The organism is Pseudomonas sp. P9_35 (assembly GCF_034008205.1).
Taxonomy (GTDB): domain Bacteria; phylum Pseudomonadota; class Gammaproteobacteria; order Pseudomonadales; family Pseudomonadaceae; genus Aquipseudomonas; species Aquipseudomonas kilonensis.
Genome location: NZ_CP125373.1, coordinates 2,825,949 through 2,852,019 on the forward strand (window position 1 = coordinate 2,825,949; position 26,071 = coordinate 2,852,019).

The window sequence follows — 26,071 nt, forward strand, 5'->3', positions numbered from 1 at the left end:
AGGGTGAACGCTATGACGTCTCGAATCCATTCGATGCTGTTTGGGTTGCTCCTGATTCTGGCCAGCCATGGGGTTCTGGCAGCCAGTCAAAACGATACCCTGGGTGTGATCCATGACTATATGAAAGCTTGGAACGCTCGCGATGCGGAGGCTGCGGCGAAGTACTTCACCGAGGACGGCGAGTTCCTCGACGCCTCGGTGGGGACACCGCAGGTCGGCCGGGAAAATGCCAAGACCCAGGTGATCGAAGTGTTCATGCACGCAGTGCCGGATCTGCAATGGACGATGCTGGGCGAGCCGATCGTCAACGGTGAAAGCATTGCCTTCGAATGGGAATTCAAGGGACACAATACCGGGCCTTGGAGCACCGAGACGCCGGCCACCCAGCGCCCCCTCAGCTTCAAGGGGGTGAGTTTCATCCGGCTCAAGGAGGGCAAGATTATCACGCAGCACGACTACTATGACGCCCTGGGTTTCAACAAGCAGCTCGGCTGGTAGATCAATGTTCCCGCCGCGAGAGCTGTAGCAACAAACCAGGCTCGGCTCTCCTGGCTGAGAGCGTCCAGCCGTGGGCTTGGGCGATTTCCTGGCAGATCGTCAAGCCCAGGCCGGCGCCATGGTCGCGGCGATGGGCCCCGCGCCAGAAGCGAATGAACAGGTGTGGCAGTTGCTCCCGCTCCACCCCGGGGCCCCAGTCTCGTACGCTCAGGTGATCCGCGCCGATGTCCACTCGAACCTCTGTGCCCCGAGGGGCGTGTTGGATGGCGTTTTCCAGCAGGTTCTTCAACAAGGTGAAGAGGGCGCTGCGATCCGCCTGCCATGGGTCAGCAGAGGCAGCGTTCTGCGCCAGCACCAAGCGTACCTCGGCGGCTTCGGCCATGCGCTGCAAATAGTCGCTGGCTTCCCTCGCGACATCGGCCGGTTCGACTTCGGCAAACAGGTAGTTCTGGGCCTCACTGGCTTCGGTGAGGAGCAGCAGTTGCTGGACTTGACGGGTCATGTGGGCGACATCGTTGAGCAGCGCGTTGCGATCGTGGCTGTCCTCCATCAATTCGATTTGTGCGCGTATCAGCGCCAGCGGTGTCTTGAGTTCGTGCGCCGCGGTCGCCAGAAACTCCTGCTGGGTCCGGTAGCCATTTTCCAGGCGCTGGAGGACCCGATTGAAACTGTCCACCAGTGGCACGACTTCGGACGGTACGCTGGTGACCTGCAAGCGTGAATGCAGGGAACGAGGCGAAATGGCCGCGGCCGACTCGGACACCTCGCGCAAGGGTCTGAGCGTATAGCCCAGGGTGATATAGGCACAGGCGGCAAAGACGAAGAGCAGCACCAGGCTGAACAGGACGATACCGGCGCCCATGAATGGCAACGCGAATGCACCATGGAAGAGGTCCATCAGCCGTTCGCTGACGGCAAGTTGCAGGAACCAGGTCTTGCCGTCGTGTTCGACCGGCGCGGTGGCGCCATACATCAGGATGCCCTGGCGCTCGAACTTGAACTGTTCGTGCTCTGAAGGACGCACCGCGGTGCTTGCAGGCCAGAAGGTTGCTTCGGTGGACGTCAGGACCACGTTTGCCGAGGCGTCCAGCACGCGGTATCCGATGTCTTGCGGCATGCTTTCATAGGTCCAGATTCGATCGGCCTCGCTGCGATCGAATCCGACCGGGCGGCCGGCAGGATCGAACTGGAGTTTCTCCGCCAGCTCCTGGGTGCGTTCGGCCATGTTCATGACCAGCAGGATGTCGCTCTGGGAGGTGACCAGGGCCAGCGCCGTCAATACGATCAGCAGGATGCTCAGCGCCACGCCAGCAATATAGGCCAGCAGCACTTTGAATCTGAGGCTACTCAGCCACGTCGACCTGGCGCAGCGCATAACCAAGACCTCGCAAGTTGACAATGCGTTGGCGGGAACCGATGGCAAGCAGCTTGCGGCGGATACGGTGAAGGGCCACGTCCAGGGCGTTCGGCGTGACCGCCTCGCTCAAGCCCCAGCCTGCTGCCTCTATCGTCTGACGGCGGACGATCTCCCCAGGTTTGCGCAACAGCAGCAACATGATCTGCATTTCCGCTGGCGCCAGGGCAATGCTTTCATTGGCACACCACATGCTGCCGGTGTCGGGTTGCAGGCTCAGGTCGCCATGGCTGGGCGCCAGTGGGCGACAGTCCACGGGGCGTCGCAGCAACGCTCGCACGCGCGCGACCATTTCATCCATGGCAAAGGGCTTGGGCAGATAGTCATCCGCGCCGGCATCGAGCCCCTGTACCCGATCATGCAGGGCATCCCGCGCCGTGAGCACCAGGCACGGGATGCCTAGCCCGGCGCTGCGCAGACGCTTCAACAGGACGAGCCCGTCGCCGTCCGGCAACCCGCGATCGAGGATCAGCGCCTGGTAGGGCACACGCTGGATGGCCGACCACGCGCCATCCATGCGGTTGATCACATCGACGGCGATCCCCGCATTCGCCAGGCCCGTGCAGACCAGATGCGCCAATCGTTCGTGGTCCTCGACCAGCAAAATGCGGCTCATCAGAAGCGGTACAGGTAGCCGAACAGCGCGCTGTTTTCGGTAGAGCTGTCTACCAGCGGGCTGTCCTTGATCTCACTGGCGAGGCTCGTCGCTTTGATATCGAGGAACAGGGCGTGGTGTTTATCGAACATGTAGTTTCCCCGGACGCTAAATTCGGTATTGAGGGCAGACTTGCCATCATAGGCCGCACGATCGATGCGGGCCTCACTGTCGCGCACGCCAAAATAATAATCGACGTATTTTTTGTCCTGCCACATCGCCGTGACTTGGGGTGTGAGCGTGATGTGTTCGCCGACCCGCCAGGTCCGCTCCAGGCCCACGTTGAAGCGTTGCCCCCTGCTGTTGCCCGACACGTCCGACAGCCACTCGGCGCGCACGTCCACCAGACCGGTGTGCCACTCCACTTTGGCCCCCGCCCAGAAGCTGCTTTTGCGGTCGCTCATGCCATCGAAGACCCGCGCGTCGTCAGCGTCGTAGCCACTGAAGTCGTACTGGCCCATGAGGCTGAAATCGATTTGCTGGGTGTCGCCGATCTCGAGTTGTGACAGTTTGACCTCGGCGTTTGGGCCGAACACCCGTAGGTATTCGTTCTCGAAGTAGATCAGCGGTATCGCCTTGTTGTCACGATCGATGCCGGTATAGGGCTGCCGGCTGCTTAATGCGCCGACCCCCAGTCCCCAGGACGAAGACGGTTCGGCGTTATCAGACTCGGCCGCCTGTGCGGCCATTGCTGAAATGGCCACGGCGAGCAGGAACACACTCGGGATTGTCGAAACGGCTAAGCGCAAAGGCATTGAGTTCTCCAACAGGACAGGATGAATGCACGCTCATCGTCGAGAACTTTCTCTTACCGAATACTTACCGTTATTTGTCGAATGCTTGATCTTGATCAAGGCAAAGACAAATTCCAGCCCCCCGGGCGGATATAAGTGCCAAGCAATGCAATATCGGGCGTGATGGCCATTTGGTATTGCGTTAAGATCGTTCAGGATCAGCGTGTATAACAGCGGTTTTACAATAAGTTCACGCATCACTAATTCAGTATGAAATGAGGCTTGAACGGAAATGCTCAGGAATGCACCGCTGCGTCTGAAACTTTTATTGATACTGCTACTTCCCTTATTGGGGTTTCTCACCTTGGCCGGGGTCTTTGTAGTGGATAACTACAAGACACTACGCGATATGAACACCACTGTGACTGCCAGCGCCACGGCGCAGAAGTTGAGTCAGCTGATTACCGTATTGCAGCGCGAGCGCGGAGCCAGTGGGGTCTTCCTGGGCAGTGGCGGCAAGTCCATGGGTGAACGGATGTCCCAGGCGCGCCAGGATGCCAATACCTCGGTCGAGGTGGTGCGCCGGTTGTCTGCGTCGGGAAGCACGCAATTGGACAATGTCCTGCGGGCATTGGACGCGTTGCCGACCATTCGCGGGCAAGTTGATAAGTTGAGTATTAGCAGCACCGAGTCGGGTGTTCGTTATACCGAGATCATTCAAACGCTCATGGGTTACACCCACTCTCTGGAAGCAACGATCAACAACGCCACCATTGTCCATGCGCTCGGTGCCCTTAATCAGTTTATCGAGATGAAAGAGCGGGCCGGACGTGAACGGGTGGTACTCGGTCTGGTGTTCAGCCAGGACCATTTCGATGAGACGTTATTGTCACGCTTTAGCCGCAATCTCGGCGAGTTCTCCGCTTATTCCGACGGGTTCCGTCGCAAGGCCCAGCCAGGATTACTTCAACAATTGACTGATCAAATGCTGAAACCCGCTGCGGTTGCAGTCGACAAGTTGCAACGCCTGGCATTCGAGGTGCCATTGGGGCAGCCGCTGGGCATCAAGCCCGAGGCCTGGTTTGAACTCTCCACTCAACGCATCGACATGATGAGCCAGGTGGAACAAGCCCTGGGTGAAAGCGTCAGTCGCCTGGCGACACATGAGCGCGATGAAGCAAACCGTGCATTGTGGCTGACCATTGGCGCGGTCGTCGTGGCATTGCTTGCGGTGACGGTGCTGTCGTATGTGATCATCCGCATGATCGATTCGGCGGTGCGCGATGTGAACCGCGTCCTGAATGACTTGGCCCAGCGTGATCTCACTGCCAGGGCCACCTATGACGGCCGGGATGAGTTCGGCCAGATCTCGCGAAACCTCAACCGCATGGCGCAAGAGATCAGCGGGGTCGTGCAGGAAATCGGCAATGCCACGGCGCAAGTGGCAACCGCGGCGCAAGAGTCTTCCACGGTGACGGTCCAGACCAGTGAGAGTGTCGAGCAGCAGCGCCAAGGCACTGAGCTGGTGGCCACCGCGATCAATCAGATGAGCGCCACGGTGCGCGAGGTGGCGCAAAGTACCAACGACGCTGCGCACATGTCGCAACAGGTCAATATCAGTACGGCTCAAGGTCGGGTGGAGATCGAAAGTACCATCGGCTTGATTCGCCAATTGTCCGCGCAAGCCGAAGAGACCGCGGGGATCATTGGTGATCTCAAGCTGGAAAGCGACGCCATTTCCTCGGTGCTCGACGTGATTCGCGGCATTGCCGAACAGACCAATCTGCTTGCGCTCAATGCGGCCATCGAAGCGGCGCGAGCTGGTGACCATGGTCGCGGGTTTGCAGTGGTCGCGTCCGAGGTGCGCACCCTGGCGCAAAAGACCCAAGAGTCCACGGGCAACATTCAACAGATGATCAGCAACCTGCAGGCCGGCTCCGATCGTGCGGCCCTGTCCATGCAGCAGACCTTGGGCAAGGCCCAGGATGGCGCGAGCAAAGTCGAGCGAGCGGGCGAGTTGTTGGTGGAGATCGCCGAAGGCGTGGCGACGATCAGCGACCGCAACATTCAGATCGCCTCCGCTGCAGAAGAGCAGAGCGCGGTGTCCGAGGATATCAATCGCAATGTGAACGAGATCAATGATCTGGTAATCCAGGTGAGCGCCGGTGCCGAGCAGACGGCAATCACCAGCCAGGAACTCGCGCGCCTGGCCGAGTACCAGCAACAGTTGGTCAGTCGTTTCAAGGTGGCTTAGGTTGCCGCGGTATTTGTGACGGTGTGGTAGAACAGTGTCGTCGTGATGATGCTTCAGCCAACGTAGCCCGGGCCTTTAACGAAAAGGCCCGGATTTGTTCCATACGTTTCGGGATCAGAATTTTTTCGGCACGGGCAGGGGCCGGTCGATACAGTCATGGTCAGCAGCGCGTCGCGCCGGCAAGGGCACCAGCGAAACCAATTCCTCTTCGACGATCTGATTGCTCATGGCCAACTCCAGCTCGGGGCAGTCAATGCTGAGCCAGTCACCGTGCTGGAGCGGCACATTCGCGGTGCGATGGCTCAAGCTGTGAAACACGTAATGAACCAGCCCAGGCTCGAGAAACTGCTCATGTTTCTCCAGGAACTCTTCTGAGTATCGGCGCAAACTCTGCCAGCGATGCAAACTCATCCGGTGGTGACTTGCCGTCAAGGGTTGGCCGTCGCGTTCTATCTGGACATTGATGGCCAAGTCAGCCTGCAATTCCCCCACGATCAATGCCGGGGCAATCGCACAGGTACGCAAGTGCGCATGCGTTGAAGAAATGGCGTCACGACTGTGCAATACATGATCGTGAATATCGTTGCCCAGGGTAAAACCAATGAAGCGCAGCGCGCCAAACGGGTCGACCCAATAGAGGCAGACAATGCACGGCTCGCTACTGATGCTTTGCGAATGATAAGGCACCTGCAAAGGGTCGCCGTCGGTCTTGAGCAGTCGGCCGTTACCTTTGTAATACCAGGCTTGTTCTGTCTTGGCGGTACAGAGCGTGATTTCGCTGATCTGGACCAATAAGTTGTTATCGGGCTTGAGCGGCGGTCGGTATTTCACCGCCGCAGGCGTAAGCGGGTAGGGCGTGGACGGCAGGTCCTTGAGATAGGACTCCCAGTCCATATTTCGATCCGCGCAATGGGCCAGGGCTTCATACAGATTTCCCTGGGGTGGACGCACCTCTCGGCTTTGCCCGGACTTGAAGTCAAAGACGCCAAGGCCTCCTCGCGGCACTGGAGAGTCCAGCAACATTACATAGTGGGTCATCACTTATCCTCCAGGGTCAAGCGTGCGGATAGGGGGGTGTAGTCCTTGAGTCCATTGAACGCCGGGTTTGCCTCTTTGAGCCGTAAGGACAGCAAGCCCCCCGTGATACTTCCGGCCAGTGCCAGGAACAGAATCGCGGTAAGTCCCCACGTCATGGCGATGTAGCCGGCGACGACAGGCGCGACGCCCCCTCCAAGAATCTCTCCGCAGCCCACCACCAGGCCCGTCGCGGTGGCCAATAAACTGGGCGGTACTGATTCGCTGGTCAGTGGACCGACCGTCATGCAGATCAGGCTGAAGTTGATAAAGGACAAGAAAAATAATTGAAGGAACAGTAGCCAGGGCAACGGTGGGCTAATGATCAATAAACCCACCAACAGCGCGCTGATCATGAAGCAGATGGAGACCACGGGCTTGCGACCCAGTTGGTCGGACAAACCGGGAATGACCAGTTGGCCAAAAAAACCACCCAGGCCAATTGCGGAAATGATCATGGCCATGGAGAAATTGCTCAGGTGCAGAATGTCTGTCAGGTAGCTGGGGAGCAGGGCACACAGAACGAACTGGCACGTCAGTATGCAGAGCATCAAGGCAATATTGAGCCGCACATTCCCGCTGGACAGGGCCGTCCTCCACTGACTTTTGGAGGTGCCTGCAATCGACACCGCGCTGGGCGCCTGGGTCGGTTGGTAGGTTCTATAGAGGTACCAGGCCACTAACAGGCCGGGTAACGAAATGATGGCGAACACGGCGCGCCAGGATCCGAATATTTCCAGCAAGACGCCCGCCAGCAGCGGCCCGAGGCACAGGCCGATGATGGGGAACAAGGCCTGTTGAATCCCTAGATTGAGTCCGCGCCGGGAAGGCTGCGAGACTTCATCGGTGACAATGATACTGACTGGAGTGAAGGCACCTTCACAGACACCCATCAAGGCGCGCAAGAGTACCAGTCCCACCAGGCTGGTGATCAATGCAGACGCACCGGCCAGGAGCGATAGCAGGGTGATCGACAGCACCAGCAACTTCTTGGGGCCCAGTACCCTGATGGCGGCGCCCATGAACAGGGCAGAGCCTCCCCATGCAAATGCCAGGATGGCCGACAACATGCTCAAGTCCTGATAGTCCAGGGCCAAGTCACGCATGATCACCGGGAACAGCGGCATGATAATGAACCTGTCCAGTCCTACCAGCCCGAAGCTCAGCGACAGAAGCGTAATCATGCGTCTTTCATAGCCGCCCCAAGGTCGAGCGACCAGATATTTCATCTCCATGTTCCTTTCCCTTCTTTCCCTAGCGCTTTCGAAGCCCTCTCGAGCGAGGTGAACGCCTGCGATCCATACGCCAGCAACCAGGGGCAGGTGTGCCCCTGGCTGGGTGCCGGTGTTTTATCGGTCTGTCAGGCGACCCACTTGCCCACGGCCATTTCAGCGGTGAAACCGGGGCCGAAGGCCGCCAGCATGCCCGTCGCGCCATCGACAAGCCCGCTGTCGAACTGGCGCTTGAGCACATCGAAGACCACCACGCTGGCGATGTTCCCGGCTTCGCTCAAACTGTCGCGAGACTGCGCGACCCGACCGGGATGCAGGTCCAGTTGTAGGACCAGTTCATCAAGAATTTTCCGTCCGCCGGTATGGAAGATGAAAAAGTCATTTTGAGCGCAATGTTGATTGAAGGTCTCGTAGTTCAATTCCTCCATCATCGGTGCGACATCTTTAATGGAGTTCATGACGGCCTTGTCCAAGGTAAAGTGAAAGCCACTGTCCTTAACGTCGTATTTGATGTAGTGCTCGCTATCAGGCAGGAAGTAAGACCCGGTCTTGGCGATCTTGAAACCAGGCGCCTTGTCATCGGCGCGCATGACGCAGGCCGACACGGCATCGCCGAACAACGCCGCCGATATGAACGCGTGCAACTTGGTGTCCTGGGGTTGATAGCAGAGCGACGAGAACTCCAGGGAGACGATGAGGACATGGTTGTCCGGCGCCCGGCTGGCAAAATCATTGGCTCGGTTGATCGCCGCAGCGCCTGCCACGCAGCCCAATTGAGCGATGGGCAGTTGTACGGTCGACGTTCGCAGGCCCAGGTCATTGATCAAGTGGGCTGTCAGCGAGGGCATCATGAAACCGGTGCACGATGTCACAGCGACCATGCGAATGTCGTCGGTGGTCAGCCCGGCATTCTCAATGGCTTGGCGCGCCGCGATGGACGACATGCGGCGGGCTTCGCGCTCATAAACGATGCTGCGGTGGGTGAAGCCGGTGTGCACCGCCAGTTCATCGATAGGCAGGACCAAATGCCGTTCGTTCACCTGTGTGTTTTGAATCATTCGTTTGGCAAGTGCCATTCGTGGATGATCATCATGCAACTGCTCTAGATGCTCGATCATTTGTTGCTGGGTGATCTTGTATTGCGGAAACAACAGACTGGGTTTGCAAAGAGTAGACATGACAAGTCCTCGGCTAGAAGCCAATAAAGTTAGAAGCACATTTAAGGCAATGACTGCAAAGCAGGACTCTGAAAAACAGAATCAAAGCAGCGGGCTGAAGAGCCAAAAAACTTGACTGTTGTTATCGAAAGAGCGGGGTGTTGCGGACGCCTTGTTGGTTATTTCACCAATACAAACTTATAGGCATATTGCCAGGCCAAGTTGCTCTCCCGGACATGTTTGCGAATAACCATGCGCACAGGCGCACCGCTGACGACTTGCCGGGGATCAATGACATCAACGATTTCCGAGGCAATCACCAGGCCATCGTCCAGGCGCACCATCGCCATGAAGCGGGGCACGGTTTCGCCATAGCCCATGGCCGCCAGTATCGGATTCTCCGCATGAGCGCTGACTTGGATCGTGCCGGTGCGTGCGCAGCGATACGGTTCCACATTCAACGAATTGCACGCGCCGCAGACGGTGCGCCGAGGGAAGAAAATTTCTTCGCAATCCTGGCAACGGCTGCCTTCGAGACGGTATTTGCCGCCATGCTCGCGCCATTCGCGCAACATGCTGGCGGTGGTCATGCGGTGAATCTGTTCAGGGTAAAGGGACATGGTCGGCTCCTTAATCGTTGGAAAGCACAATGACGCTGTTGTGCGCGGCGTAACCGCCCAGGTTTTGCGAGACGCCAATACGGGCGCCTTTGACTTGGTTGTTGGACTCGCCGCGAAGCTGTCGGAACAATTCAGTAATGTGCAAAATCCCATCGCAACCGGAGGCGTGGCCGCGTCCGATGTTGCCGCCGTCAGTGTTCAGGGGAAGTTGCCCGTCAAGGGCTATGCCGCCTTCCAATACGAAGTCGCCTGCCTGGCCTGGACCACATACGCCCATGGACTCCATTTGAATCAACCCGGCGCCCAGCAAGTCGTAGACTTGCGCCACATCGATATCCTTTGCAGTGATGCCGGCTTTTTTGTAGGCGATTTCGGCGCAGGCCATCGAGTTGGCGGAAACCGCCATGCCTACATCTTTTGGCAGCCCCGGAAATTGCAGCGTCGGGTTGTGATAGCGCGTGCCGAAATAGTGCGATACGCCGGTGTAGGCGCAGCCACGGATAAATACCGGTTGGGTGGTGTAACGGTGCGCAAGGTGTTCGGCCACCAGGATGGCGCAACCGCTGGCTTCACCCCAGGCCAACATCGAGCCACACGCTTCGCTACTCTTGAGCGCTTCGATGGACGGAATCGGCACGCCATAGCGGGTAGCCGTGGGAGTGTTATGGGCATAGATACGCATCTGCCGCCCAAACGTTGCCAATACATCCGCTTCGCGTCCTGCATAACCGAACTTTTCAAAATACTCGGCGGTCGCCAGGGCGAAGGCGTCTGTGTGTGAGATGCCGAGAAAATAATCGTATTCACATTCAGTGCTGGAGCCAATGTACTCGGCGTAGTTGATGTGGTCGGTCATTTTTTCGAAGCCGCCGCACAGGACGATGTCGTATTCACCTGAGGCGACCATTTGGTGGGCCATCTGGAAAGACACCGAACTGCTGGTGCAGTTGGCAGTACTCATGAACGTGGGGGCAGGGCTGATACCCAGGGCATCGGAAATGGTCGGGCCCAGGCCTCCGTATTCAGAAATGCCTTCACCGTGGTAGCCATAGGCAACTGCCTGGAGTTCGCGGGGATGCATCTTGATGGCGTTGAGCGCTTGGTAGGCGGACTCGACGATCATCTCCTTGAAAGTCTGACGAACTCTGGAACTGCCAGGCTTAGGGGTATAGGCAGCCGAAACGATAGCAACGCGTCGTGCGCTCATAAAAAAGTGCTCCTTGCTGGATGGATTGGAATCAGAGATAGGCCGTCAGGGCATAGTCGGGCCGCAAGTATTTGAACTCGTACTTGATCGACGTCCCGTAATCCACGTAGTACTTATCCTCCAGCAGCGTGCGCAGCGGAACGTTGGTCTTTTGATAGGCTTCGATGGCATCGGTGACGGTCAAGGCAATGGCATCGCTGCCCGCACCAAACCCATAGGAAACCACCAGGATTCTTTCGCCGGGACGCGCTTGATCGAGGACGCTGACCAAGCCCAGCAAAGGGCTCGCTGCGCCAGCGTCGCCGACACTCTGGGCATAGATGCCAGGTTCGATTTGCGCCGTCGTGAATCCCAGGTGCTTGCCGAGAGAGTAGGGGGTCGACACCAGGTTCTGTTGGAAGACGACATAATCGAAATCACCGGCCTGCGCATGGATCTTGGCCATCAATCCCGAGGCAGCACGGCGAGTCTGGTCTTCAAGGCCGATGCTGTTCTTGTCCGAGCCCAGCCCCATTCCCGACCGGATATAGCGGTCCCCTTGAGGCCTGATGTTGTCAGCGACATCCGCCGCGCAAGAAAAACTTGCGTCAAAATGCGCGATCACATTTTCGGTACCCAACAGCAGGGCAGCGGCGCCTGCTCCGGCGTAGGACTCTGTCAAATCACCGGGGGCGGTGTTGCGGTTGATCGTATCGGCGCCCACCGCCAACGCGTTGCCCACCATGCCCGATGCTACCAGGGCGTATGCAATCTGAAGGGCGCTGGTGCCTGATTTGCCGGCAAACTGTACGTCTGCGCAAAAGGCGTCGTAGCCGCAGCCAAGCATTTCCAGGATGATCGCGGCCGAGGCCCGGGAGTCATATGGATTGGTGCAGGTGCCAAGATAAAGCGCTTCAAGGGAACAAGGCGGCGCTTTGTCCAGTGCGCGCTGGGCGGCGAGGACACCCAAGGTAATGACGTCTTCATCAGGCTGCAGCACAGCCCTTTCGAGAACGCCCAGTTGACCCTTTACCAAGCTCAAATCGGTGTTTTTCCACACCTGGATCACGTCGTCCACCTTGAGCCGGCAGACCGGGATGCCCGCGCCATAGCTCACAATTCCTACTTTATTCATGTGTACATCCTCCAGATTCCGTTCTTTCACCTGCTGGCAGAAAGCCGTGACAGGTGCATGAAATATTTAGAAACTATCTATTGGTGCTCGCAAAGTGATAAATGGCGGTCCCATGCCTCATAAATCGGCAGGTCCAAGTGACAGAACCTACCGGTCAACCTATGAACAATAGGCTTGTTTTCGTACAATCATTATGTATGATACGAAACGTACCGTATCGTTAAGGTAGCGTTAAAAATTTATGACTTTCCTTCTCATGTCTCCCTATATAGAGGTAATAAGCGCTCAAGAGACCCCCTGCTAAGCAGAAGCTGAGATCAAATAAACATACAAAACGAAACGATCCGTTTCATTGCTTTTCGAGAGAATCCTATACCCTGAGTCTCTTTTGTCAAGCGCCATATTGGAGATTTTGATTTATGGCCCGTAAACCATCTCGGAGCTCCATTGGCTCATTGAGGAGCCCTCACACGCACAAAGCGATCATCATTTCTGCCATAGAAACCCTCAAGGAGTGCGGTTACTCGGGGCTGAGCATCGAGGCGGTGGCCCGTCGCGCTGGCGCAAGCAAACCGACAATCTACCGGTGGTGGGGTAACAAGGCAGCCTTGATCGCCGAGGTCTACGAGAGTGAAAGCGAGCAGATTCGCAAGGAGCCTGATAAAGGCTCTTTCAAGGAGAACCTCAATTTCTTGCTGCTCAATCTCTGGAAGGTCTGGCGAGAAACAATTTGCGGGGAGGCTTTTCGGTGTGTCATCGCTGAGGCGCAACTCGATCCCTGCACGCTGCCCAAACTGAAAGATGAATTCATGGAGCGACGTAGGGAGTTGCCTCGCAAGCTGGTGGAAAATGCTATTCAGCAGGGCGAGTTGCCCAAGGACACGTCGCGTGAATTGCTCCTGGACATGATCTTTGGGTTTTGCTGGTACCGGCTGTTGACCGAGCAGTTGGAGGTGGAAGCAGATATCAATGAGTTCACGACACTTCTACTGAACGGGGCAATGCGCTCGACTTCGGCGGCGGTTCAAGACGCCGCCGAAGCCTGATTATCGGGAGGGGATGCGCTTATTTCGTACCGCTGAATCGTGCATGAAGGCTCGGCAGGATGCTGGCCAGGTGGTTGAACTCACACAAGTCATGCACCGCAAATTCATAAGCCAGGGTTTCCAGCTCCACTTCTCCCAGGCCGTTTTCTTCCAGTAGCCGAGCGGCTCGCTCGGCGCCTGGAAAACGCTGCATGGCAGGGTGGCTGCCGACCCAGTAACGGCTCGTCAGGTACAAACCCTCCGGACATTCCTTGAACAAGTGCGCCATCAGCGACACCGGCACTTGCGGTTCGTGGGCCAGGCTCATCAAGGCGCTGACGCTGCCGTCTATTTTGGATTCGCGATACAGGTCCGGACAGAAGCCCAGTTCGCAGGGGTCCCTGAAATCAATGTGCAGGTGCATGAGGCGGTCACCGACGTACTCGGAGGCGCAAAAGGTATTGCCGTACAAGCGCTCCTCGAAGCTCAGGGTATCGTCCAGGAGGCGCTCGTGGTGAACGCAGGGGTTCTCCACATGGGCATAAGGAAACCACAGGGTGTAGCGTTCAGCCTCCAGTGGATGCCACATGAACCACCACTTGAGCATTTCAGCGGTGCAGTTGGGGAAAAACTTGCGACTTTGCACGTAGGCCATCGGCCCAGGCAGCAGGGCGTATCCGGCCTCTTCGCTAATGAAATCAGCGGCGAGCATGCGGTTAAGGTCTTCCACGCTGGGCGTCAAGGTGTCAGCCAAGGGCATGGGGCCTTGCTGTATTTTTTCGACGGCGCTGAGCGGCACGCTGATCTTCGAGCGGAAAAAGTCGGCGTAGGGTTTGCCTTGGATGGCCCGCTGATTGGCCAGGAACTGCTTCTGCATTGGCAATGAGAAGTAGGTGAAAGGTGTCATTACGCGCGCTTCCATGACGGTATTTCCTTGGTAGTGCGTGAAAAGCCCGCAGCATCGGCTGCGAAGTCCTCGCGCGGTGTTGTAAAGGGACAATGACGGGACCAAAATAGGTAGGCCGAAATAAAAAGTCAAATTTGAATTAGAACTATAAAGAGATGAGCTCATGGACAATGCCATTGGCAAGCCTTCCCTGCCTCGTGCTTCGCGACTCGATGGGCAGGCAACGCGGCTGCAGATTCTGGAAAAGGCGGGTGAGTTGTTTGCCGAACAAGGGTTGGCCAACACCACCAGCAAGCAGATTTGCGAACGTTCGCAAGCCAACAGTGCGGCGGTGAATTATCACTTCGTAAACAAAGAGGGCCTGTACCGTGCGGTATTGCTCGAAGCCCACGCCCGGTTGGTGCGGATGGAAACTCTGGTTTCGCTTAACGAGCGGCCCGGCTCGCCGCAAGACAAATTACGTGCCCTCATCACCGTGCTGGTCGAGCGCCTGCACGACCATCCGGATGGCTGGGCGCTGAAAGTGCTCACGCGCGAAGTGCTTTCGCCTTCTCCCGAGTTCGAGGTGGTACTCAAGGAACAATCGTTTCCCAAGGCGCACATACTGCGTGGCTTGCTTGGGCAAATCATGAACTTGCCAGCGGATCACCCGACAACCTTGCGCAGCGCCATCAGCGTCTTCGCCCCCTGTCTTTTTCTGCTGATAGCCCACCAGCCGTTAAAGCGGCATGTGCTGCAAGGCTTGAGTCTCGAGCCGCAGGGTTTGATCGACCACATGATGAGCTATGCCCTTGGTGGGCTCCAGGCAGTGGCGGCGACTGCGCACGACGCTGCAAGCTGACGCTCCATGGTTATTGGGGGCTACCGATGGCGACGGGTGCCGTCACAGTAGCCAACGGGGAGCGCGATGCGTCGTTGATGCTCCACAGGCGCTATTGTCCTTTGGCAGGCAGCCCCATCTTCGCCAGCGTCAGCGTTTCATCCGCGCGCCCCCATCCGCCGTCTGCCACCTCTTCGACCAGCACCATGGTGAACGGACGGACTCCCTCGCCGAAGTACTCGACGAACATTTCTGTGGTGCGATGGATGATCTCTTCTTTGCGAGCGTGGTCCAGGATCCCTTCGGGGAATTTGTAGTTGGCAAATGGCATGGATCGACTCCGTGGGTGTGAGAAAGATTCGGCAGGGCGAAGGCCCCTGGCGCGCATCTTTCTCCTTTGCGCCCTTGGAATAAATCCCTCTGGGTTGGCATCAGCATTCAACGTACGTGAACAATCGTCCGTCTGGACTCAGTGCGAATGACGCGGCTCACCACTACGAGCAATCACGCGCAGATGCAACGTCGCCGGCTCCAGGCAGCCCCCCGTGGAAAGCTGTCCCACCAGTTGCCGGTACAGTTCCTGCCAAGGTGTTTGTGACGGCGGGATATTCGGTATCCACTCGAGTCGGCGCTGGGCCATCTCGGCGTCGTCGATCAGCAGGTTCACGGTGCGGGTATTGAGGTCCACTTTCAGCCGGTCGTTGGTTTTCAGCAACGCCAGGCCGCCACCCACGGCCGCTTCCGGGGACATGTTGAGGATCGATGGGCTCGCCGAGGTGCCGCTCTGGCGACCGTCGCCGAGGCAGGGCAGGGAGTCGATGCCTTGCTTGATCAGCGCCGCCGGAGGGGCCATGTTCACCACTTCGGCGCTGCCGGGGTAACCCACGGTGCCAACGCCACGGATGACCAGGATGCAGCGCTCGTCGATGTCCAGCGCCGGGTCGTCGATCCGCGCGTGGTAGTCCTCCGGTCCTTCGAACACGATGGCCCGGGCTTCAAAGCTATTCTCGGCGCCGGGTTCGGACAGGTAGGTCTTGCGAAACGCCTCGCCCACCACCGACATCTTCATGATCGCGCTGTCGAAGAAATTGCCGCTGAGCACGATGAAACCAGCGCGGTGCTTGAGCGGGGTGTCGAAGGGATGGATCACGTCGGTGTTGCTGGTCAGGCTGTTGCTGACGATTTCGCCGATGGTCTTGCCGCTGACCGTGGCGCAGTCTTCGTGCAGGCGTCCGGCTTTTTGCAGTTCGTGCATGACCGCTGGTACGCCGCCGGCCCGATGGAACCCTTCACCCAGGTACTTGCCCGCTGGCATGCAATTGACCAGCAGCGGTACGTCTTCGCCAATCCGTTGCCAGTCGTCCAGGCTCAGCTCGACGCCCATGTGCCGGGCGATGGCGATCAGGTGCGGTGGGCAGTTGCTCGAAGCGCCGAGTGCCGAGGCGACGGCGATGGCGTTCTCGAAGGCCTGGCGGGTCATGATCTGTGACGGACGTACGTCTTGCAGCACCAGTTCGCAGATGCGCTTGCCGGTGGCATAAGCCATTTGCCCGCGCTCGCGATAGGGCGCCGGAATGCTCGCGCAACCGGGCAACGACATGCCCAGGGCTTCGGCCAGGGCGTTCATCGACAAGGCGGTGCCCATGGTGTTGCAGTGCCCCACCGACGGCGATGCCGCAGTGGTCATCTCCATGAAGCCTTCGTAGTCGATCTCGCCGGCGGCCATCAGGTTGCGCGCATGCCAGAGCACGGTGCCGGAGCCGATCAGCTCGCCCTTGTGGTGGCCGTCGAGCATCGGCCCGCCGGACAGGACAATGGCTGGCAAGTCGGTGGTCGCCGCGGCCATCAGGCAGGCCGGGGTGGTCTTGTCGCAGCCGGTGGTGAGCACCACGCCGTCCAATGGGTAACCGTGAAGAATTTCCACCAGCCCCAGGTACGCCAGGTTGCGGTCCAGCGCGGCGGTGGGCCGACGCGACTGTTCGGCGATCGGGTGCACCGGGAATTCCATGGGGATGCCACCGGCATCACGGATGCCGGCCTTGACCCGTTGTGCCAGTTCCAGGTGATGACGGTTGCAGGGCGTCAGGTCGCTGCCGGTCTGGGCGATGCCGATGATCGGGCGTCCCGATTGCAGCTCTTCGCGGGTCATGCCGTAGTTCATGTAGCGTTCGACATACAGGGCGGTCATGTCCGCGTGGGCAGGGTCATTGAACCATTGCTCGCTGCGCAGGCGGCGTTTTGGCGTGTCACTCATGATTCATTTCTCTCTTGTAATTGGATGAATCGTTCACGGTCGCGGCGTTTTAGCGCTCCAGCAGCCCGCGGGCGGCAAGGTTACGCAGCAAGGCGCTGACGCCAAAGGTCCAGGGGGCGGCGTCGCAGCTGTGGGTCACCTGGTTATGCAGGCTTCCGAGCAGCGGGCTGCTGATGCTGACCACGTCCCCGAGTTTGTGGGTGAAACCACTGCCGGCATGATCACGGTCTTCGGTGGGGGCGAACAGGGTACCGAGAAACAGCACAAAACCATCCGGGTATTGGTGATTGGCGTTGAGCGTCTGGCCCGCCAGGTCCTGCGGGTCACGGCTGATCTGGCTCATGGAACTCGAACCGTGCAGGCGATAGCCGTCTTCGCCCTGTACCTTAAGATCGACCACGCAGGCGCGGACGTCATCCAGGCTGAAGTGTTCGTCAAACAGGCGAATGAACGGCCCGATGGCGCAGGAGGCGTTGTTGTCCTTGGCCTTGCTCAGCAACAGTGCGCTGCGGCCTTCGAAATCCCGCAGGTTGACGTCGTTGCCCAGGCTGGCGCCGAGGATCTGGCCCCGGCTGTTCACGGCCAGCACCACTTCGGGCTCCGGGTTGTTCCATTGCGAGCCGGGGTGAATGCCGATGCGGCTGCCGCTGCCCACGGCGGCCAGGACCGGTGCCTTGGTGAAGATTTCCGCATCCGGGCCGATGCCGACCTCCAGGTACTGCGACCACATGCCCTGTTCGATGAGCAGGGCCTTCAGGCGCATGGCTTGCTCGGAGCCCGGCACGATCGTGCGCAGGTTGTCGCCGATCACGCTGTGCACCGTGGCGCGCACGGCTTCGGCCTTCGCCGCGTCGCCGCCGGCCTGTTCCTCAATCACCCGCTCGATCATGCTGGCGGCGAAGGTCACGCCGGCGGCCTTGATCACTTGCAGGTCCAGTGGCGGCAACAGCGACGGCTTGCTCGGGTCGGCATCAGGGCCGGTGTTGGCCAGCAGGGCTTCGACACTGGCGATGAAGGTGCCGGGCGTCTGTCGCACGGCGGCCAGCGGCGATTCGGTTTCCAGCAGATCACTCAATGTCGCAAAACGATCCGAGAGATCGAACACACCGTCGCTGCGCAACGCAATGGGCGAAGGCCCGGCGATTCGGCCTGGCACCCAGGCACGACCAATCAGGGTTCCGGCCACGCCATCGACGGGCAGGGTGTTCTCGGGAGTAAGCAGTAGCGACATGGCAAGTCTTCCTGTTCGTAAAGCCTTCACGCTAGGGTGGCCGCTCGATAAACTCCAATGAGATATATTCAGTATTTGATAACGTCGGGTTATCGCCGGCCTGAGGAATCGCCATGTCAGATCTGTCCTTCTCCAGCTTCTGTGGCTGGCTCAAATTCCGCCACTTGCTGCTGATCGACACGTTGGGGCGCACCCGCAACATGCACCTGGCGGCGCAGCAGATGAACCTCAGCCAGCCGGCGATCAGCAAGATGCTCAAGGAAATCGAAAGCCTGCTCGGCTTTGCCTTGTTCGAGCGATTGCCTCGGAGCATGCCGCCTACGGCTTTGGGCGAACACGTACTGCGGTATGCACAGATTGCCTTGAATGATGCACGCTCGTTCGTCGAACAGATCAGCAGCTTACGCGAGGGGGGCCACGGCTTTCTCAAGGTCGGCGGGATCTTTGCCGCCACTGCGGTGGCTTTGCCCGAGGCGATCCTGCAGATCAAGCAGCGCTGGCCGTTGCTGTCGATTGAAGTGGTGGAGCAGACCAGTAACCACCTGATGGAGATGCTTGAAGAGAAGACGCTCGACCTGGCGGTGGCCCGTTTTACCGATCAAAGCCAGCAGCAGCGCTATGACTTCCAGCCGTTGGCCCCGGAGCCGTTCTGCATCGTGGTCAACCATCGCCATCCGTTGGCCGGCGCGGGCCCGGTCTCCTTGCAGCAACTGGTGGACTTGCCGTGGATTCTCTATCCGGTCGGCACGCCGATTCGCGCACGCATGGAGCTGGCGTTCGCCGAAGCCGGGGTGGGAATGCCGCGCAACACCATCGACACCATTTCCATGCAGACCTTCCTCCAGGTGCTGCAACGCGGGCCCATGATTGGCATGCTGCCCAATGCGATGGTCGATCCGCTGCTCGAAAGCGGTCAGCTCAAGACGCTCGATACCCCGTTGCACCTGGTGCCGCAGGACTACGGCATCCTCACGCGCAAGGATGAACCGTTGGTGGGCGCGGCGCTGGAGTTCGCCGAGATCCTCAAGGACAACGCGCGCATGAGCGGTTGAATGTGCCGCCGCCATCGCGAGCAAGCTCGCTCCCACAAGGGGCTGCGGTTCACCTGAATTCTGCAGTTGCTGAAGATCCAGTGTGGGAGCGAGCTTGCTCGCGATAGCGGTGGGTCAGCTTGCTTCAATCCCCGTGGCGAGGGAGCTTGCTCCCGCAGGGCTACGCAGTAGCCCCTTGGAATCCGATAACAGGTGGTTATCAACTAATCCAAAAATGCCATTGGGAAAGAATCGCTCCCCGACAGTAGAGTCCTCGTTCAATCGCCGGATGATTCGCTCATTCGACGTGACCCAATAAAAATAATCAGGGGTTACCTCATGCAAACCATCTCCGAGCAGTTGCCCGCGCAGGCTCCCGCCTGCGAACTGGATTTCGAAGACCGGACCTACCGCAAGGTCATCTGGCGCATCCTTCCGGTCCTGCTGTTGTGCTACATGGCGGCGTACCTCGATCGAGTGAACATCGGGTTCGCCAAGCTCGACATGCTCAACGAGCTGCAATTCAGCAACACCGTGTATGCCTTGGGCGCCAGTATGTTTTTCTGGGGCTATTTCCTCTTCGAAGTCCCCAGCAACCTGTTGCTGCATCGCTTTGGCGCGCGGTTCTGGATTGCCCGGATCATGCTGACCTGGGCGGTGGTGTCCATGGCCGTGGCCTACACCGTGCCGCTGGCGGGCTTGTTCCACGTCGAATCGAGCACCATGTTCTACGTGCTGCGCTTTCTGTTGGGCATCTGTGAAGCGGGCTTTTTCCCCGGCGTGATCCTGTACCTCAATTACTGGTTCCCGACTCATCGGCAGAGCCGGGTGATGTCCGGGTTCTTGCTGGCGTTGCCGGTCAGCCTGACCCTGGGCGGGATACTTTCCGGTTGGTTGATGAACAGCATGCAAGGGGTGCATGGCCTGTCTGGCTGGCAATGGATGTTGCTGATCGAAGGCATTCCTTCGATCATCATGGCGTTCGTGGTGATCGTCTGCCTGGCCGACAACATCGACAAAGCCAAATGGCTGTCGGTCGCGGAAAAAGCCCTGCTCAAGGCCAATCTGCAAACCGACAACCAGGGCAAGGCCACGCGCTTGAGCGAAGTGTTCTTCAACCCTCGGGTGTGGTTGCTGGTGTTGATCTTGCTGACCTTCAACACTGGCTTCTATGGCCTGGCGTTCTGGATGCCGTCGATCATCAAGAGCACCGGCATCACCAACAGCTTGCACATCGGTTTGCTGACCGCCATTCCCTACTCGGTGGCCATCGTGGCGATGCTGCTCAACGCGCGGCATTCCAACCGCACCGGCGAGCGGCGTCTGCACGCGGCCATTCCAGCCTTCATCGGTGGCGCCGGGCTGATCCTCAGTGCGTTCTTCGCTGACAACCTGGTGTTGTCCGTGCTCTTCCTCAGTGTCTCCGCCTCAGGGATCCTCAGCCTGATGCCGATTTTCTGGACCCTGCCGGGCACCGTGCTGTCGGGCGTCGCCGCCGCAGCCGGCATTGGCATGATCAATGCCATCGGCAACCTGTCGGGCTTCACCGGTTCGATGATTACCGCCGTGGCCGAAACCCTCACGGGCAACATCAACAACGGCACCTATGTACTGGCCTTGTGTCTTTTGGTCAGCGGTGGACTGATCCTGGCCATTCCCGCCTCGATGCTCGGCAGGACACCCAAGCACGCCACTACGGCAGCGCAACTGGAGACCGCATGAACCTACAAAACAAGCGCGTACTGGTGACGGCAGCGGGGCAGGGCATTGGCTTGGCCAGCGCCATTGCCTTCGCCCGCGCCGGTGCCGAGGTGTTCGCCACTGACATCGACATCCAGGCACTGGCGGGGATCGAAGGGATCACCGCCATGCCCCTGGACGTCACGTCGCCCGCTGCCATCAGCGCCGCCTGTGAACGCATTGGTGGGCTCGACGTGTTGTTCAACTGCGCAGGCTTTGTGCACAGCGGCAACATCCTCGACTGCGACGAGGCTGCCTGGGCTCGTTCGATGGACCTCAATGTCACGGCCATGTACCGGATGATCCAGGCGTTCCTGCCGGGCATGTTGGCCCGTGGCGGCGGTTCGATCATCAACATGTCGTCGGTGGCCTCCAGCGTCAAGGGCGTGCCCAATCGCTTCGCCTATGCCACCAGCAAGGCTGCAGTCGTGGGCCTGACCAAGGCCGTCGCCATCGACTTCGTCAGCCAGGGCATCCGCTGCAACGCGATCTGCCCGGGCACTGTGGATTCACCCTCGTTGCGCCAGCGCATCGCTGACCAGGCCGCGCAGCAGGGCGTCGATGAGGCGCAGGTCTACCGGCAATTTCTCGACCGCCAGCCCATGGGCCGCATCGGCCACACTGAAGAGATCGCGCAGTTGGCGTTGTACCTGGGCAGCGATGCGTCCGCCTACACCACGGGTGCCATCCACATCATCGACGGTGGCATGAGCATCTGAATCCCGGTCTTCACTTGAGCAGGAGCACGACATGAAACTATTGCGCTACGGCGAAAAAGGTTCCGAAAAACCCGGGCTGTTGGATGCCGACAATCAGATCCGCGACCTCTCGGCCCATGTGCCGGACATCGCCGGGCAGGTCCTCGGCCCGGACAGCCTGGCAGCGCTCGCCGCCCTCGACCCGCGCAGCCTGCCGATCGTGGCCGGCCAGCCACGGATCGGTGCCTGCGTCGGCCAGGTCGGCAAATTCATCTGCATTGGCCTGAACTACGCCGACCATGCGGCCGAGTCGAACATGGAAGTGCCCAAAGAGCCGATCATCTTCAACAAATGGACCAGTGCCATTTGCGGGCCGAACGACGACGTCCAGATCCCCCGTGGCTCGCTCAAGACCGACTGGGAAGTCGAGCTGGGCGTGGTCATCGGTAAAGGCGGGCGCTACATCGATGAAGCCAATGCCATGGAGCATGTCGCCGGTTACTGTGTCATCAACGATGTGTCCGAGCGTGAGTGGCAACTGGAGCGCGGCGGCACCTGGGACAAGGGCAAGGGCTTTGACACCTTCGGTCCCCTCGGGCCGTGGCTGGTGACGCGGGACGAAGTTGCCGACCCGCATACGCTGGACCTGTGGCTGGAGGTCGACGGACACCGCTATCAGAACGGCAATACCCGAACGCTGATCTTCAGCGTGCCGCAACTGATTGCCTACCTGAGCCGGTGCATGAGCCTGCAACCGGGGGATGTGATCTCCACCGGCACGCCGCCCGGCGTCGGCTTGGGCATCAAGCCCAACCCGGTGTTCCTGCGGCCGGGCCAGACCATGCGCCTGGGAATCCAGGGCTTGGGCGAACAGCGCCAGGTCACGGTGCAGGCGGACTGAGGGCTGGGCTCGCTGCCGCTATCGCGAGCAAGCTCGCTCCCACAGGGGCCTGCGGGGCACCTGAATTGTGTGCCTGTCGAAGATCCACTGTGGGAGCGAGCTTGCTCGCGATAGCGGCGTCACAATCAATGAAGATGTTGAATGTGCTGGCCTCTTCGCGAGCAAGCCCGCTCCCACAGTTTTGATCTGTGATTGCCTGCGGTTTTTCTGGCACAGCACAACCCCTGTGGGAGCGAGCCTGCTCGCGATAGCGGTGGGTCAGTCAGCATCCCTGTTGGATGTGCTGCCGTCATCGCGAGCAAGCTCGCTCCCACAGTTTTGATCTGTGATTGCCTGCGGTTTTTCTGGCACAGCACAACCCCTGTGGGAGCGAGCCTGCTCGCGATAGCGGTAATCCGGCCTAGCCTCACTTGCGGTCAACACGCCTGACACGCTTCATCACCACCACAAAAAACACCGGCACGAACACCACCGCCAGCGTGGCGGTGATCATCCCGCCGATCACTCCGGTACCGATGGCCTGCTGGCTTGCCGAACTGGCGCCCGTGGCAATCGCCAGCGGTACCACCCCAAGGATGAAGGCCAGCGAGGTCATGATGATCGGCCGCAGGCGCAGGCGTGCAGCCTGGAGCGTGGCGTCGATCAGGTCGTGGCCTTCGTCGTACAGGCTCTTGGCGAACTCGATGATCAGGATCGCGTTTTTCGCCGACAGGCCGATGATGGTGATCAGCCCGATCTTGAAGAACACATCGTTAGGCATGCCGCGCAACGACACCGCCAATACCGCGCCGAGTACACCCAGCGGCACCACCAGCAACACCGAAGTCGGGATCGACCAGCTCTCGTACAACGCCGCCAGGCACAGGAACACCACCAGCAGTGACAGGCCCAACAGGATGGGCGCCTGGCTGCCGGACAAGCGTTCCTGCAAGGACAACCCGGTCCATTCCTGGCCCAGGCCCGTCGGCCCCAAGGCCACCAGCCGTTCGATTTCAGCCATGGCTTGCCCGGTGCTGTAGCCCGGTGCCGGTTCACCGGAAATGCTCACCGCCGGATAACCGTTATAGCGGGTCAATTGCGCCGGCCCCTGGGTCCAGCGGGCCTGGACGAAGGCTGACAACGGGACCATTTTTCCATTGTTGTTGCGCACATGAATCTTCAGCAAGTCTTCGACCTGGCTGCGCTGGTCGCCCTCGGCCTGGACCACCACCCGTTGCATGCGCCCCTGGTTGGGGAAGTCGTTGATGTAGGTCGAACCCACTGCCGTGGACAACACACTACCGACGTCGGCAAAGGAAATGCCCAGGGCATTGGCCTGCTTGCGGTCGACCTCCAATTGCACCTGCGGCGCCTCCGCCAGGGCGCTTTCACGCACATTCATCAGCATCGGGCTTTTGTCGGCGGCGGCGAGCAATTCGCTGCGGGCCTGCATCAAGGTGGCATGGCCGAGGCCACCACGGTCCTGCAAACGAAACTCGAAACCGCTGGAAGTGCCCAGGCCGTCCACTGGCGGCGGTAGCACCGAGAACGCCATGGCGTCCTTGATCTGGCTCAGCGCCAGGTTGGCACGGTCGGCAATGGACGCCGCCGAATCATCGGCGCCGCGTTGCGACCAGTCCTTGAGGGTGGTGAAGGCCAGGGCCGCGTTCTGCCCGCTGCCGGAAAAGCTGAAACCGAGAATGATCGTGCTGTCACCGACCCCCGGTTCGCCGGCGTTGTGGGCTTCGATCTGCTCCACCACCTGCACCGTACGATTCTTGCTGGCACCCGGTGGCAACTGGATGTCGGTGATGGTGTAGCCCTGGTCTTCCACCGGCAGGAACGAGGAGGGCAGGCGACTGAACAGCAGGCCCATGCCCACCAGCAACACGCCGTAGATCAGCAGATAACGGCCGCTGCGTTTCAGCGCATAGGCCACCCAACCTTGATAGCGCTCGCCGAATCGCTCGAAACCACGGTTGAACAGGCCGAAGAACCCCGTCTTGGCGTGGTGATCGCCTTTGGCGACCGGTTTGAGCAAGGTCGCACAAAGCGCCGGGGTCAAGGTCAGGGCGAGAAACGCCGAGAACAGGATCGAGGTCGCCATCGACAGCGAGAACTGCTGGTAGATCACCCCCACCGAGCCCTGCATGAACGCCATCGGAATGAACACCGCCACCAGCACCAGGGTGATGCCGATGATCGCCCCGGTGATCTGTCCCATGGCCTTGCGTGTGGCCTCCTTGGGCGACAAGCCTTCCTGGGCCATGATCCGCTCGACGTTCTCCACCACCACGATGGCATCGTCCACCAGGATGCCGATGGCCAGCACCATGCCGAACATCGTCAGCACGTTGATCGAGAACCCCAGCGCGAGCATCGTCGCGAAGGTGCCCATCAGCGCCACCGGCACCACCAATGTCGGGATCAGGGTGTAGCGGATGTTCTGCAGGAACAGGAACATTACCGCGAACACCAGCAACATCGCCTCGCCGAGGGTGTAGATCACCTTGGTGATCGAGACCTTGACGAACGGCGACGTGTCATAGGGAATCTTGTATTCCACGCCGGCCGGGAAGTAGCGCGACAGCTCGTCCATCTTGTTGCGCACCAGGGTCGCGGTGTTCAAGGCATTGGCGCCCGGCGACAGTTGCACGGCCACGGCGGTGGATGGCTTGCCGTTCAGGCGCGTGGAAAACTGGTATTCCTGGCTGCCGATTTCCACCCGTGCCACGTCGGCGATGCGCACCGTCGAGCCATCGGGGTTGGCCTTGAGCACAATGTCGGTGAACTCTTGCGGCGTGTTGAGCTGGCCTTTGACGACGATGGTCGCGGTGATTTCCTGGGTGCTGCGGCTCGGCAAATCGCCCAGGCTGCCGGCCGACACCTGGGCGTTCTGCGCCACGATGGCGGCATTGACGTCGGCCGGGGTCAGGTTGAAACCGACGAGTTTCTGCGGGTCGATCCAGATCCGCATGGCCCGTTCGGCCCCGTACAACTGGGCCTTGCCGACACCGTCCAGGCGCTTGATCTCGTTCATCACGTTGCGCGCCAGGTAGTCGCTGAGGGCCACGTCGTCGAGCTTGCCGTCGCTGGAGGTGAGGGTGATCAGCAGCAGGAAGCCGGCGGAGACTTTGTCCACTTGCAAGCCTTGCTGGGTCACCGCTTGCGGCAGGCGCGACTCCACGGCCTTGAGGCGGTTCTGCACATCGACCTGGGCCAGTTCCGGGTTGGTGCCGGGTTGGAAGGTCGCGGTGATGGTAGCGCTGCCCAGGCTGCTCTGGGATTCGAAATACAGCAGGTTGTCGGCGCCGTTGAGTTCTTCCTCGATCAGGCTGACCACGCTTTCGTCCACGGTTTGCGCCGAAGCACCCGGGTAGACGGTGTAGATCTCGATTTGTGGCGGGGCCACGACCGGGTATTGCGCCACCGGCAGTTGCGGGATGGCCAGGATACCGGCCAACAGGATGAACAGCGCGACGACCCAGGCGAACACCGGGCGGTCGATGAAGAATTGCGGCATGGC

The 26,071-nt window shown here is 59.6% G+C and carries 22 protein-coding genes; 8 read left to right on the forward strand and 14 right to left on the reverse strand.

All coding sequences use genetic code 11. The features are described 5' to 3' along the window. Positions 1–12: 12 nt before the first annotated feature. Positions 13–498, forward strand: a complete 486-nt coding sequence (locus tag QMK47_RS12495; protein WP_032833219.1) for an ester cyclase — start codon at positions 13–15, stop codon at positions 496–498. A gap of 1 nt (position 499) precedes the next feature. Here QMK47_RS12495 and QMK47_RS12500 read toward each other — a convergent pair whose 3' ends face one another. Genes QMK47_RS12500 through QMK47_RS12510 form a run of 3 tightly spaced genes read right to left on the reverse strand, consistent with a single transcriptional unit; the run spans position 500 to position 3,322 of the window. Continuing rightward, positions 500–1,828, reverse strand: a complete 1,329-nt coding sequence (locus tag QMK47_RS12500; protein ID WP_320390293.1) for a sensor histidine kinase — start codon at positions 1,826–1,828, stop codon at positions 500–502. Positions 1,829–1,841: 13 nt separating this feature from the next. Then, a complete protein-coding gene (locus tag QMK47_RS12505) occupies positions 1,842–2,528 on the reverse strand; it encodes a response regulator transcription factor (RefSeq protein ID WP_003200730.1) in 687 nt (228 codons plus the stop codon). Beyond that, positions 2,528–3,322 carry a MipA/OmpV family protein gene (locus tag QMK47_RS12510; RefSeq protein WP_320390294.1) on the reverse strand — a complete coding sequence of 265 codons (795 nt, stop codon included), beginning with the start codon at positions 3,320–3,322 and terminating at the stop codon, positions 2,528–2,530. The genes QMK47_RS12505 and QMK47_RS12510 overlap by 1 nt, the downstream gene beginning before the upstream one ends. A gap of 271 nt (positions 3,323–3,593) precedes the next feature. Between QMK47_RS12510 and QMK47_RS12515 the strand changes: the two genes are divergently transcribed. Next, positions 3,594–5,555, forward strand: coding sequence for a methyl-accepting chemotaxis protein (locus tag QMK47_RS12515; protein WP_003200736.1), 1,962 nt, complete (start codon positions 3,594–3,596; stop codon positions 5,553–5,555). Between the two features lie 114 nt (positions 5,556–5,669). On the opposite strand, the gene QMK47_RS12520 is transcribed toward QMK47_RS12515, so the two are convergent. The 6 genes from QMK47_RS12520 to QMK47_RS12545 all read right to left on the reverse strand — a co-directional run bounded on the left by QMK47_RS12520 (position 5,670) and on the right by QMK47_RS12545 (position 11,959). Further along, entirely contained in the window at positions 5,670–6,593 is a 924-nt protein-coding gene (locus QMK47_RS12520; RefSeq protein WP_214509276.1) for a fumarylacetoacetate hydrolase, read from the reverse strand. Continuing rightward, a complete protein-coding gene (locus QMK47_RS12525) occupies positions 6,593–7,858 on the reverse strand; it encodes an MFS transporter (protein WP_214509277.1) in 1,266 nt (421 codons plus the stop codon). Before QMK47_RS12525 ends, QMK47_RS12520 begins: the two co-directional genes overlap by 1 nt. A 131-nt stretch (positions 7,859–7,989) precedes the next feature. Beyond that, complete coding sequence (locus QMK47_RS12530; RefSeq protein WP_053179038.1) at positions 7,990–9,039, reverse strand: type III polyketide synthase; 1,050 nt, start codon at positions 9,037–9,039, stop codon at positions 7,990–7,992. Between the two features lie 158 nt (positions 9,040–9,197). Further along, positions 9,198–9,638 carry a Zn-ribbon domain-containing OB-fold protein gene (locus tag QMK47_RS12535; protein ID WP_014337947.1) on the reverse strand — a complete coding sequence of 147 codons (441 nt, stop codon included), beginning with the start codon at positions 9,636–9,638 and terminating at the stop codon, positions 9,198–9,200. Between the two features lie 10 nt (positions 9,639–9,648). Continuing rightward, positions 9,649–10,845, reverse strand: a complete 1,197-nt coding sequence (locus tag QMK47_RS12540) for a thiolase family protein (RefSeq protein WP_253473734.1) — start codon at positions 10,843–10,845, stop codon at positions 9,649–9,651. Positions 10,846–10,876: 31 nt separating this feature from the next. Further along, positions 10,877–11,959, reverse strand: a complete 1,083-nt coding sequence (locus QMK47_RS12545; protein ID WP_253473736.1) for a hydroxymethylglutaryl-CoA synthase — start codon at positions 11,957–11,959, stop codon at positions 10,877–10,879. 419 nt (positions 11,960–12,378) lie between these two features. Here QMK47_RS12545 and QMK47_RS12550 point away from each other — a divergent pair, with 419 nt between their 5' ends. Continuing rightward, positions 12,379–13,005: a TetR/AcrR family transcriptional regulator gene (locus tag QMK47_RS12550; RefSeq protein WP_018600489.1), complete on the forward strand. Its 627-nt coding sequence runs from the start codon at positions 12,379–12,381 to the stop codon at positions 13,003–13,005. Between the two features lie 19 nt (positions 13,006–13,024). Here QMK47_RS12550 and phlG read toward each other — a convergent pair whose 3' ends face one another. Then, entirely contained in the window at positions 13,025–13,906 is an 882-nt protein-coding gene (phlG, locus tag QMK47_RS12555; RefSeq protein ID WP_018600491.1) for a 2,4-diacetylphloroglucinol hydrolase, read from the reverse strand. A gap of 148 nt (positions 13,907–14,054) precedes the next feature. On the opposite strand from phlG, the gene QMK47_RS12560 reads away from it, so the two are divergent. Further along, complete coding sequence (locus QMK47_RS12560) at positions 14,055–14,732, forward strand: TetR/AcrR family transcriptional regulator (RefSeq protein ID WP_253473738.1); 678 nt, start codon at positions 14,055–14,057, stop codon at positions 14,730–14,732. Between the two features lie 91 nt (positions 14,733–14,823). Here QMK47_RS12560 and QMK47_RS12565 read toward each other — a convergent pair whose 3' ends face one another. The 3 genes from QMK47_RS12565 to QMK47_RS12575 form a co-directional block, all read right to left on the reverse strand. Beyond that, positions 14,824–15,042, reverse strand: a complete 219-nt coding sequence (locus QMK47_RS12565; protein WP_003200762.1) for a tautomerase family protein — start codon at positions 15,040–15,042, stop codon at positions 14,824–14,826. 138 nt (positions 15,043–15,180) lie between these two features. Beyond that, on the reverse strand, positions 15,181–16,965 hold the full coding sequence (locus QMK47_RS12570; RefSeq protein WP_320390295.1) for an IlvD/Edd family dehydratase: 1,785 nt from the start codon (positions 16,963–16,965) through the stop codon (positions 15,181–15,183). A gap of 49 nt (positions 16,966–17,014) precedes the next feature. Then, positions 17,015–18,196 carry a fumarylacetoacetate hydrolase family protein gene (locus QMK47_RS12575; protein WP_320390296.1) on the reverse strand — a complete coding sequence of 394 codons (1,182 nt, stop codon included), beginning with the start codon at positions 18,194–18,196 and terminating at the stop codon, positions 17,015–17,017. A gap of 113 nt (positions 18,197–18,309) precedes the next feature. On the opposite strand from QMK47_RS12575, the gene QMK47_RS12580 reads away from it, so the two are divergent. The 4 genes from QMK47_RS12580 (at position 18,310) to QMK47_RS12595 (ending at position 22,566) form a co-directional block, all read left to right on the forward strand. Next, positions 18,310–19,248, forward strand: coding sequence for a LysR family transcriptional regulator (locus QMK47_RS12580; RefSeq protein WP_214509284.1), 939 nt, complete (start codon positions 18,310–18,312; stop codon positions 19,246–19,248). Between the two features lie 318 nt (positions 19,249–19,566). Continuing rightward, positions 19,567–20,949 (forward strand): MFS transporter, encoded by a 1,383-nt coding sequence (locus tag QMK47_RS12585; RefSeq protein WP_258690931.1) that lies wholly within the window; start codon positions 19,567–19,569, stop codon positions 20,947–20,949. Then, positions 20,946–21,686: an SDR family oxidoreductase gene (locus tag QMK47_RS12590; RefSeq protein WP_253473748.1), complete on the forward strand. Its 741-nt coding sequence runs from the start codon at positions 20,946–20,948 to the stop codon at positions 21,684–21,686. The genes QMK47_RS12585 and QMK47_RS12590 overlap by 4 nt, the downstream gene beginning before the upstream one ends. Before the next feature lie 31 nt (positions 21,687–21,717). Further along, positions 21,718–22,566 carry an ureidoglycolate lyase gene (locus QMK47_RS12595; RefSeq protein WP_258690932.1) on the forward strand — a complete coding sequence of 283 codons (849 nt, stop codon included), beginning with the start codon at positions 21,718–21,720 and terminating at the stop codon, positions 22,564–22,566. Between the two features lie 406 nt (positions 22,567–22,972). On the opposite strand, the gene QMK47_RS12600 is transcribed toward QMK47_RS12595, so the two are convergent. Beyond that, the gene (locus QMK47_RS12600; RefSeq protein WP_320390297.1) at positions 22,973–26,068 is read right to left on the reverse strand and encodes an efflux RND transporter permease subunit; all 3,096 of its coding nucleotides are present in this window, start codon (positions 26,066–26,068) and stop codon (positions 22,973–22,975) included. Positions 26,069–26,071: the final 3 nt, after the last annotated feature.

Excerpts from the sequence above, each read along its gene's own strand:
- QMK47_RS12590 (WP_253473748.1), top strand. The coding sequence starts at position 20,946 with ATGAACCTACAAAACAAGCGCGTACTGGTGACGGCAGCGGGGCAGGGC.
- QMK47_RS12600 (WP_320390297.1), bottom strand. The coding sequence starts at position 26,068 with ATGCCGCAATTCTTCATCGACCGCCCGGTGTTCGCCTGGGTCGTCGCG.
- QMK47_RS12495 (WP_032833219.1), top strand. The coding sequence starts at position 13 with ATGACGTCTCGAATCCATTCGATGCTGTTTGGGTTGCTCCTGATTCTG.
- QMK47_RS12540 (WP_253473734.1), bottom strand. The coding sequence starts at position 10,845 with ATGAGCGCACGACGCGTTGCTATCGTTTCGGCTGCCTATACCCCTAAG.
- QMK47_RS12580 (WP_214509284.1), top strand. The coding sequence starts at position 18,310 with ATGTCAGATCTGTCCTTCTCCAGCTTCTGTGGCTGGCTCAAATTCCGC.
- QMK47_RS12575 (WP_320390296.1), bottom strand. The coding sequence starts at position 18,196 with ATGTCGCTACTGCTTACTCCCGAGAACACCCTGCCCGTCGATGGCGTG.
- QMK47_RS12520 (WP_214509276.1), bottom strand. The coding sequence starts at position 6,593 with ATGACCCACTATGTAATGTTGCTGGACTCTCCAGTGCCGCGAGGAGGC.
- QMK47_RS12570 (WP_320390295.1), bottom strand. The coding sequence starts at position 16,965 with ATGAGTGACACGCCAAAACGCCGCCTGCGCAGCGAGCAATGGTTCAAT.
- QMK47_RS12545 (WP_253473736.1), bottom strand. The coding sequence starts at position 11,959 with ATGAATAAAGTAGGAATTGTGAGCTATGGCGCGGGCATCCCGGTCTGC.
- QMK47_RS12565 (WP_003200762.1), bottom strand. The coding sequence starts at position 15,042 with ATGCCATTTGCCAACTACAAATTCCCCGAAGGGATCCTGGACCACGCT.
- QMK47_RS12510 (WP_320390294.1), bottom strand. The coding sequence starts at position 3,322 with ATGCCTTTGCGCTTAGCCGTTTCGACAATCCCGAGTGTGTTCCTGCTC.
- QMK47_RS12585 (WP_258690931.1), top strand. The coding sequence starts at position 19,567 with ATGCAAACCATCTCCGAGCAGTTGCCCGCGCAGGCTCCCGCCTGCGAA.
- QMK47_RS12505 (WP_003200730.1), bottom strand. The coding sequence starts at position 2,528 with ATGAGCCGCATTTTGCTGGTCGAGGACCACGAACGATTGGCGCATCTG.
- phlG (WP_018600491.1), bottom strand. The coding sequence starts at position 13,906 with ATGGAAGCGCGCGTAATGACACCTTTCACCTACTTCTCATTGCCAATG.
- QMK47_RS12530 (WP_053179038.1), bottom strand. The coding sequence starts at position 9,039 with ATGTCTACTCTTTGCAAACCCAGTCTGTTGTTTCCGCAATACAAGATC.
- QMK47_RS12595 (WP_258690932.1), top strand. The coding sequence starts at position 21,718 with ATGAAACTATTGCGCTACGGCGAAAAAGGTTCCGAAAAACCCGGGCTG.
- QMK47_RS12560 (WP_253473738.1), top strand. The coding sequence starts at position 14,055 with ATGGACAATGCCATTGGCAAGCCTTCCCTGCCTCGTGCTTCGCGACTC.
- QMK47_RS12550 (WP_018600489.1), top strand. The coding sequence starts at position 12,379 with ATGGCCCGTAAACCATCTCGGAGCTCCATTGGCTCATTGAGGAGCCCT.
- QMK47_RS12535 (WP_014337947.1), bottom strand. The coding sequence starts at position 9,638 with ATGTCCCTTTACCCTGAACAGATTCACCGCATGACCACCGCCAGCATG.
- QMK47_RS12515 (WP_003200736.1), top strand. The coding sequence starts at position 3,594 with ATGCTCAGGAATGCACCGCTGCGTCTGAAACTTTTATTGATACTGCTA.
- QMK47_RS12525 (WP_214509277.1), bottom strand. The coding sequence starts at position 7,858 with ATGAAATATCTGGTCGCTCGACCTTGGGGCGGCTATGAAAGACGCATG.